Source organism: Mesorhizobium sp. M1A.F.Ca.IN.020.06.1.1, assembly GCF_004023265.1.
In the GTDB taxonomy this organism is placed as follows: domain Bacteria; phylum Pseudomonadota; class Alphaproteobacteria; order Rhizobiales; family Rhizobiaceae; genus Mesorhizobium.
In genome coordinates, this window is record NZ_RZSR01000881.1 from 1 (window position 1) to 2,531 (window position 2,531).

Below are 2,531 nucleotides of genomic sequence, written 5' to 3' on the forward strand. Positions count from 1 at the left end.
CACTACTGAGCCTGCAGGGGGAGCGAGCGAGTTCGAGGAGAACGGTCATGGCCGGTGAAGGAGACCGCATCGCAAGGGCCGGCGACTATGTCTTCGGCCTGATGGACGAACGGGAGCGCGCTCGCGCCGAGCGCGACCTACAGATCGATCCCGCCTTTCGCGACGCGGTGCTGCGGCTTGCCGAACGCATGCGTGCTTTGGAGCCGCAGGGAGCGTCGGCCACGGCTTCGGATGAGCGCTGGCAGCTTATCCAGCGCCGGCTTGGCGAATTGCCGCAAATGCGGTTTGCCGGGCTGGACAAGGGCGATGCGAAGCCGCAGCCGATCGTGATCAACAAGATCGAGCGCAAGCCTTATGGCGTCGGCCTGCATTCTCTTGGCGGCCGGCTCGGCCTGGCTATCGCGCTCGCCCTGGCGGCCGCCTTCGCGCTGGGCTATCTCGCCGGCACGCTATAGGGCGCACGACATCAAAAGCATCGGCTCGCCCTCCTGCTCGAAAGCTTCCGCCGCAGTCCAGCCAAGCGCTTCGTAGAACGGTCGTGCCTGCCAGGTGTAGAGATAGAGCCGGTTAACGCCGGCCGACGCGGCGTGGCCTTCTATGGCCCTGACCAGCGCCGTGCCAACGCCCTGCCCTCGATACGCCTCGTCAACAACAAGCCCGGCGAGCCACGGCGTCAGATCATGCGCCGGGTCGATCTCGTTGCGGACGAAGAGGCAACTTCCGATCGGCGAGCCGCCGAGGCGGGCGACGACAGCCGCCTCGAACCCGTCGCCTGCGATCAGCCCGCGAAGTCCCGCAATATCCTCTGCGAGCGTCCGCCCTGTGCCTTCAAAGAAGGCGGCCAGGCGCAGCTTGGCGATCGTCTCGACATCGCGCTCCCTCATGGCTTCGATAATCGGTTGCATGATGCTGGTCCCAAAAACAAACCGCCGGGCAAAAAGCCCGGCGGTCTAAGAAGCCTCGTTCAGTTGCCGATCAATATGGGCAGTTGTTGTCGGTGGTGTAATCGTGCACCTGGACCTTGCCGGCGATAATGTCGGCCTTGGCCTTTTCGACCGCCGCCTTCATCTCGTCCGTCACCAGCGCCTTGTTGTTGTCGTCCATGGCGTAGTCGACACCGCCTTCCTTCAGGCCGAGATTTTCGACGCCGCCCTTGAAGGTCCCGTTCTTGCCGTCCATGAAAGCCGTGTAGACGGCAACGTCCACGCGCTTCAGCATCGAGGTCAGCACCTTGCCGGGCTGCAGGCCGTTCTGGTTGGAGTCGACGCCGATGCCGAGCTTGCCGGCATCCGCGGCCGCCTGCAGCACGCCGACGCCGGTGCCGCCGGCCGCGGCATAGACGACGTCCGCGCCCTGATCGATCTGGGTCTTGGCGATCTCGCCGCCCTTGGCGGGGTCGTTCCAGGCGGCCGGGGTATCGCCGGTCATGTTCTGGATGACCTCGGTGGCCCCGGCAGACTTGGCGCCGCCGACATAACCACATTCGAACTTGCGGATCAGCGGGATGTCCATGCCGCCGACGAAGCCGACCTTCTTCGACTTTGACGCCATCGCAGCCAGAATGCCGACGAGGTAGGAGCCTTCGTTCTCCTTGAACACCAGCGAGCGGACATTGGGCAGGTCGACGGCATCGTCGATGATGGCGAAGTTGAGGTCGGTATATTCGGCCGCGACCTTCTTCAGCGCATCTTCCCAGGCAAAGCCGGCCATCACGATCGGGTTGCGGCCGTCCTCGGCGAAGCGGCGCAGCGCCTGCTCGCGCTGCGAAGCGTTGGAGACTTCGAATTCGACATAAGCGACGCCGGTTTCCTTCTTGAATTTCTCGGCGCCGTTATAGGCAGCCTCGTTGAAGGATTTGTCGAACTTGCCGCCGAGATCGTAGAGGATGGCCGGCTGGACATCCGCGGCGAAGGCCGGGAGAACCATTGCGGTTGCGGCCAGGAGGCCGAGAACGATACGTTTCATGTGATCCACACCCTGTCGGTTATTTTCCGTTGCACCGCACACCCTGCCCGGTTCTCCGGCAGGCATGCGACGTCAGGCAGGAAGTGTATGCCCCTCCCGCTCGCGGCCAATCTGGCACGGCCCGAAACAAAATTCACGTGGAATTTTGACCTGTTGGAAAAAGCGTGAAGGCCGACCGTTTCGGGCGGAGTCAGCGTCAGTTGGTCGGGGCGAGTTCGTGGCGCCGCCGGCGGTAGCCGAGGGCGTAGAGCAGGAACGCCAATACCGCGAACACGGCGAATCCCGGCTGGCCGAGCACCCAGGCGATGATCCCGTCCCAGACCAGCGGACTGGCCTTGGCGCGCACATAGGTCTCGAACGCGGCGCGCGTGTCGGGCGATACCGCCAGCCAGCTTGCGTTGAGCGGCGTCATGACCAGCGCCGACGCCGCGACAGAGCGCGTGGTGTCGATCACCGCCATGATGACAGAAATCGACAACGCAACCATGGCCGCCAGCCGAAAGATGAAACGCAGCATCCAACGCACTCCCCGGGAACACTCCCGTCTGCCCCGCCAAACGACATAG

At 64.0% G+C, this 2,531-nt stretch carries 4 protein-coding genes; 1 reads left to right on the forward strand and 3 read right to left on the reverse strand.

Annotation, left to right across the window (positions count from 1 at the left end; genetic code table 11):
* Positions 1–47: 47 nt before the first annotated feature.
* Positions 48–455, forward strand: a complete 408-nt coding sequence (locus tag EOA60_RS28440; RefSeq protein ID WP_095800519.1) for a hypothetical protein — start codon at positions 48–50, stop codon at positions 453–455.
* Here the strand turns inward: EOA60_RS28440 and EOA60_RS28445 are convergent.
* The 3 genes from EOA60_RS28445 to EOA60_RS28455 form a co-directional block, all read right to left on the reverse strand.
* Entirely contained in the window at positions 450–905 is a 456-nt protein-coding gene (locus EOA60_RS28445; protein ID WP_095823457.1) for a GNAT family N-acetyltransferase, read from the reverse strand. The genes EOA60_RS28440 and EOA60_RS28445 overlap by 6 nt on opposite strands.
* Before the next feature lie 70 nt (positions 906–975).
* Positions 976–1,965, reverse strand: a complete 990-nt coding sequence (locus EOA60_RS28450; protein WP_067325733.1) for a BMP family ABC transporter substrate-binding protein — start codon at positions 1,963–1,965, stop codon at positions 976–978.
* Positions 1,966–2,161: 196 nt separating this feature from the next.
* Positions 2,162–2,482, reverse strand: a complete 321-nt coding sequence (locus EOA60_RS28455; protein ID WP_127334732.1) for a hypothetical protein — start codon at positions 2,480–2,482, stop codon at positions 2,162–2,164.
* Positions 2,483–2,531 lie beyond the last annotated feature (49 nt).

Bases quoted from the DNA above. Each gene is read 5' to 3' on its own strand.
- EOA60_RS28455 (WP_127334732.1), bottom strand. From the start codon at position 2,482: ATGCTGCGTTTCATCTTTCGGCTGGCGGCCATGGTTGCGTTGTCGATT.
- EOA60_RS28450 (WP_067325733.1), bottom strand. From the start codon at position 1,965: ATGAAACGTATCGTTCTCGGCCTCCTGGCCGCAACCGCAATGGTTCTC.
- EOA60_RS28440 (WP_095800519.1), top strand. From the start codon at position 48: ATGGCCGGTGAAGGAGACCGCATCGCAAGGGCCGGCGACTATGTCTTC.
- EOA60_RS28445 (WP_095823457.1), bottom strand. From the start codon at position 905: ATGCAACCGATTATCGAAGCCATGAGGGAGCGCGATGTCGAGACGATC.